This is a genomic window from Rubrobacter calidifluminis (assembly GCF_028617075.1).
GTDB classification, from domain to species: Bacteria; Actinomycetota; Rubrobacteria; order Rubrobacterales; family Rubrobacteraceae; genus Rubrobacter_E; species Rubrobacter_E calidifluminis.
Map to the genome: position 1 here is coordinate 1 of NZ_JAQKGV010000039.1, position 4,972 is coordinate 4,972.

6 protein-coding genes are annotated in these 4,972 nt (G+C 65.4%); 5 read left to right on the top strand and 1 reads right to left on the bottom strand.

Annotated features, from left to right (window positions below; genetic code table 11):
- The first annotated feature begins 218 nt into the window (after positions 1-218).
- From PJB24_RS15670 to PJB24_RS15680, 3 genes are all read left to right on the top strand, one after another.
- Positions 219-965 (top strand): class I SAM-dependent methyltransferase, encoded by a 747-nt coding sequence (locus PJB24_RS15670; protein ID WP_273847567.1) that lies wholly within the window; start codon positions 219-221, stop codon positions 963-965.
- A complete protein-coding gene (locus tag PJB24_RS15675; RefSeq protein ID WP_273847576.1) occupies positions 966-1,451 on the top strand; it encodes a GNAT family N-acetyltransferase in 486 nt (161 codons plus the stop codon).
- Between the two features lie 175 nt (positions 1,452-1,626).
- A complete protein-coding gene (locus tag PJB24_RS15680) occupies positions 1,627-3,195 on the top strand; it encodes an alpha-amylase family glycosyl hydrolase (protein ID WP_273847569.1) in 1,569 nt (522 codons plus the stop codon).
- On the opposite strand, the gene PJB24_RS15685 is transcribed toward PJB24_RS15680, so the two are convergent.
- A complete protein-coding gene (locus PJB24_RS15685; RefSeq protein WP_273847571.1) occupies positions 3,184-4,281 on the bottom strand; it encodes a LacI family DNA-binding transcriptional regulator in 1,098 nt (365 codons plus the stop codon). The genes PJB24_RS15680 and PJB24_RS15685 overlap by 12 nt on opposite strands.
- Before the next feature lie 71 nt (positions 4,282-4,352).
- On the opposite strand from PJB24_RS15685, the gene PJB24_RS15690 reads away from it, so the two are divergent.
- Together PJB24_RS15690 and PJB24_RS15695 are read left to right on the top strand one after the other, a co-directional pair.
- Entirely contained in the window at positions 4,353-4,520 is a 168-nt protein-coding gene (locus PJB24_RS15690) for a hypothetical protein (protein WP_273847573.1), read from the top strand.
- A partial coding sequence (locus PJB24_RS15695) for an MFS transporter (RefSeq protein WP_273847574.1) occupies positions 4,508-4,972 on the top strand: 465 nt, incomplete at its 3' end. The genes PJB24_RS15690 and PJB24_RS15695, both read left to right, overlap by 13 nt.

A 4,972-nucleotide genomic window follows, 5' to 3' on the forward strand; every position in this document is an offset into this window, starting at 1 on the left:
GGTTAACGTGGGACGGATCGCTAACTGGCTCAACGGTGTTCCTACCGCCGTAACTCGGCGCTCCCGATTGGCGGCTCTGGCTCCGGTGAGCTGATCGTGGCTCTCCGGCGAATAAACCAACAGTATCATAAGCGCAGGTTATTCCAACGGGCCGACGTATGACAACGAGCCAGCCAGCTCTCCCCGGGCAAAAATAATCGGAAGTGTGAGAGGCTTGTATGCAAAGATCCAGCTTCGCAAATGGTGACTATGGAATCGATGCACCATTGGTCGTACGCAACTTATTCCTTGCTGGTACGGCAGCCATTGTCGCAGGTATCGTTCTAAACCATCTTCTGGCATCGACGCGACCGGCGGTAGGGATAGGCTTGCTGGTGTGGGGGTTGCTGGCGGGAGCAAGTATGCTTCTCACCGCCGCGCTGATGGTGTGGAGTAGCAGGATCGGCAAACTCCGATTGCGAGAAAAGTTGATCGACTCGCTGGATTTGCGTGGAACTGAAACGATCCTCGATGTCGGTTGCGGGCGGGGCCTGTTACTCAATGCCGCTGCCCGCCGGTTGACGACGGGCAAGGCTATCGGGGTCGACCTTTGGCAGAGTGCGGACCAGTCCGGCAACAGTCCTGAGGCCGCACTGGCGAATGCGCGGGCGGAGGGGGTTGCCGGTTTCGTCGAGATCAAAACGGGCGATATGCGCGAATTGCCCTTTGAAGACGGGACGATCGACGTTGTGGTTTCAAGCCTGGCGATTCACAACATCCCCGACGAAGAAGGCCGCTTGAAAGCGATTCGGGAAATTGTACGGGTACTGAAACCGGGCGGACGGGTGGCTCTATTGGATTTTCAACATACGGGGGAATATGCGCGGGCTCTTCGGGCATCAGGCTGGCAGGCGGTGAAACTTTCAGGACTGCGATTTCAGATGTTCCCGCCCGTACGAATCGTGACGGGGGAAAAGCCCCTGTGAATTAGAGAGCGGGCTGACGCCTTCCAGACGCTCGACGAAATGCGTGACTGGATCGTTCGTGCGTCTGCCGACTGGCTGTTGCGGAAGCGGTTTTCGATGGGGATGTGGAATATCGAGTCGCAAAGGTATCTGGGAGGGCTTGGGTTGCACCCGCGCGAGCCAGATGGTTGGGATGTCCCCGCGTTTTCCATCGGCTATTGGGTACGGGCTTCCGAGCAAGGCCGCGGTTACGTCACCGAAGTGGTCCGGCTGCTCACGGCGTATGTGTTCGAGGTGCTGCAGGCGCAGCGCATTGAAATCGTCTGCGATGCACGTAACACGCGCAGCATCGCCGTCGTCGAGCGTGTGGGCTTTGTGCGGGAAGGGCGTCTACGGAACTTATGGCGCCGTGCGGATGGGACGCTGGCCGATGAGGTGGTCTGTTGCGCTGACTCCTGCCGACGGGTGGAGTGGAGCATGAACATCCATCGCCTTCCTTTACTATGAACCCGACCCCGCGCCGCTCCAGATCCTCCCGCGCCGCCGCGCCGTACGGACACCCGGGGGCCGTGTAGGGCGCCACCTTCATGATCTTATTTCAGCAAAGTCCGGGGTTCCTTCCTCAGACTTCATGGTTTACCCTTCGGACCGTGTCGTCGTTAAAGGCTTTTAGGAGAGGGAGATGAACGGAAGACGCCGCTGGTGGGAGCGGGGCATCATCTACCAGGTCTACCCGCGGTCGTTCGCCGACTCGGACGGGGACGTGGTGGGGGATCTGGCTGGAGTTATCGGGAAGCTCGACTACCTGGCGTGGCTCGGGGTGGATGCGGTGTGGCTCTCACCGATCTACCCTTCTCCGATGGCGGACTTCGGGTACGACATCTCCTGCTACACGGATGTAGACCCGCTCTTCGGGACGCTTGAGGACTTCGACCGGCTGGTCGAGGAGGCGCACCGGCGGGGGATCCGCATCATCCTCGACTACGTCCCGAACCACACCTCCGATCTTCACCCCTGGTTCGTGGAGTCGCGCTCCTCGCGCGAGAACCCGAAGCGTGACTGGTACATCTGGGCAGATCCGAAGCCCGACGGCTCTCCACCGAACAACTGGCTCTCTTCCTTCGGTGGGAGCGCGTGGGAGTTCGACGGGAAGACCGGGCAGTACTACCATCACGCCTACCTGAAAGAGCAGCCGGACCTCAACTGGCGCAACCCCGAGGTCCAGGAGGCGATGCTCGGGGTGCTGCGCTTCTGGCTCGAGCGTGGGGTGGACGGATTCCGGGTCGACGCGCTCAGGCGGCTCGTAAAGGACGAAAGACTGCGCGACGACCCGCCCAACCCCGACTACCGGGAGGGGCAGAACCCCTACGACGCCTTCATACCGCTCTACTCTTCCGATAGGCCCGAGACGCACGAGATGGTCCGGATGATGAGAGAGGTGCTCGACGGGTACGGCGAGCGGCTTCTTATCGGGGAGCTCTACCTCCCGATAGAGAGCCTCGTCGCCTACTACGGCTCCGGGGTGGACCTGCCGTTCAACTTTCACCTGATCTTCACGCCCTGGCGGGCGGATGCCGTCTACAGCCTCGTGAAGGAGTACGAGGCGGCGCTCCCTCCCGGCGCCTGGCCCAACTGGGTGCTCGGCAACCACGACCGGCCGCGGGTCGCGAGCCGGGTGGGAGAGGGGCAGGTGCGGCTCGCGGCGATGCTGCTTTTGACGCTGCGCGGCACCCCTACCCTCTACTACGGCGACGAGATCGGGATGCACGACGTCCCCGTCCCGCCCGGGCGCATCCAGGACCCGTTCGGGAAGAGCTTCCCGCAGCTCGGGCGCGACCCGGCGCGCACCCCGATGCAGTGGGACGACTCCGAGAACGCGGGGTTCACCGCCGGAGAACCCTGGCTTCCCCTGGCAGAGGACTACGAGGAGGTGAACGTCGCCCGCCAGCGAAAGGACCCGCGTTCTCTGCTCAACCTCTACCGGCGTCTCATCGCGCTGCGCCGCTCCGAGGGGGCTCTCTCCACCGGCGACTACGCCTCTCTCGGCATCGACGGTGATTTGCTCTACTACGCCCGCGAGCACGAAGGACGCAGGCTGCTCGTCGTGCTCAACCTCGGCTCCGACGTCCAGAGCACGACGGCCCGCGGCCGGATCGTCCTCTCCACCGGGCTCGACCGCGAGGGGGAGGAGGTCTCCGGACGGCTCACCCTCGCCGGAGGGGAGGGCGTGATCCTGCGCTCATCCGGATGATGGCGGCCCCGCCGTGGAGCCCCGAACGACGAGCCGGGTGGGGAGGAGCACGGTCCCGGCGGTCTCTCCTCCTGCGAGGAGCGCGATGAGCATCTCCCCGGCCCGCCTCCCTTTCTCGACGTGCGGCTGGCGAACGGTGGTGAGCGGCGGAGCCGATCGCGCGGCCGCCGGAACGTCGTCGAAACCGACGACCGAGAGGTCCTGCGGTACCGGAAGCCCGAGCTCGCGGGCGGCTTCGATCGCGCCGAACGCGAGCTGGTCGCTCATCGCCAGAAGCGCCGTCGGCCGGGGCTCGCGCGTGAGCAGGGCGCGCGCCGCCCTCCTCCCTTCCTCGATGGTGTTCTCCGGACACTCGTAGACTGGAACCCCGGAAGGATCGACCCCGGCTTCCTCCAGCGCGGCGGCGTACCCGGCGAGCCGCAGCCGCGAGGGCCTGAAGGCGGCTTCCTCCCGGCGATCCAGCCTCCTGAACCCGCCCCTGGTCCTGGGGGTGAACTCGAAGGAGACGACGGCGACCCTGCGGTGACCGAGCCCGGTCAGGTGCTCCGCAGCTTCCCTCGCCGCCCCTTCGTCGTCCACACCGACGGAGGGTATCCCCTCGACCGGCGGCTGATCCACCAGCACCACGGGCAGCCGCCGCTCGAACGCCGCACCTACCAGAGGATCCTCCGCGGCCATGCACCACACTACGAACCCGTCGACCACCGCCTCCCGGACGGCCGAGACATCCCTCTCCCCGAGCGAGCGGCCCGGGATCAGAAGCAGCCCCAGCCCGGCCTCCTCGGTGGCCTGCGAGACCCCCTCGAAGAACATCACCGCCGCAGGATCCGCGAAGGCATACGAGAGCCTGTCCGTGTAGAGCACCCCCACCGCCCCCGCCCGCCCCCGCCTGAGCCCCCGCCCCATCGGGTCCGGCCCGGCATACCCCAGCCTCCGCGCCACCTCGAACACCCGCTCCCTTAACTCCGGAGAGAGCTGATCCGGCCGGTTGTACGCGTTCGAAACCGTCGAAGGCGCCACCCCCAGCTCCGCCGCCACCTCCCGGATCGTCACCCGCCCGCCGGATCCTTTCCGATTGACTCCCATGTCCCACATGCTACACTACCCGAGCAGTTCTTGCTGAAACGATTCAGAAACGGGAGGTCGGGTCTTCTCTCATGCTCGTGGGTGCGTTGCTTCTCACGGTGGTTGCGGGGATGCTCTACTGGTTTTCGCGGGGGATCTCGCGGCCGTGTGAGGAGATGGTCTGGGTCGATCTCTCTCTGGGGCTTACGGGGGTGTCGGCGGTGGTCTTGTGGCTCTGGGTGGTCGCGTGGCTGGTGTAGGGGGGTTGCGGGCGGCGCGGTTTGCTGTTGCGGTGGTCTTCTTCCTCAACGGCTTCGGGTTTTCGAACTGGGTGGTGAGGATACCGGCGGTGCGGGACCATCTCGGGCTGGACAAGGGTACGCTCGGGCTGGCGTTGCTGGGGGCTTCTGTCGGGTCTTTGATCTCGATGCCGCTGGTGGGAGGGCTGGCGGCGCGTTTCGGGAGCCGGCCGGTGGTCGGGGTGATGGCGGCGGGGTTCTGCGTGGTGCTCGCGTTGCCGGGGTTTGCGGGGGGAGCGGTGGCGCTCGCCCTCTCGCTCGTGGTGGTCGGCGTCTTCATGGGCGGGCTCGACGTCTCGATGAACACCCAGGCGGTGGCGGTCGAGCGGGGGTACGGGCGGCCGATCATGTCCTCCTTCCACGCGATGTTCAGCCTCGGCGGGCTCGCCGGGTCGGTCGTCGGGGGGGTGGCG

Excerpts from the sequence above, each read along its gene's own strand:
- PJB24_RS15690 (WP_273847573.1), top strand. The coding sequence starts at position 4,353 with ATGCTCGTGGGTGCGTTGCTTCTCACGGTGGTTGCGGGGATGCTCTAC.
- PJB24_RS15670 (WP_273847567.1), top strand. The coding sequence starts at position 219 with ATGCAAAGATCCAGCTTCGCAAATGGTGACTATGGAATCGATGCACCA.
- PJB24_RS15685 (WP_273847571.1), bottom strand. The coding sequence starts at position 4,281 with ATGGGAGTCAATCGGAAAGGATCCGGCGGGCGGGTGACGATCCGGGAG.
- PJB24_RS15680 (WP_273847569.1), top strand. The coding sequence starts at position 1,627 with ATGAACGGAAGACGCCGCTGGTGGGAGCGGGGCATCATCTACCAGGTC.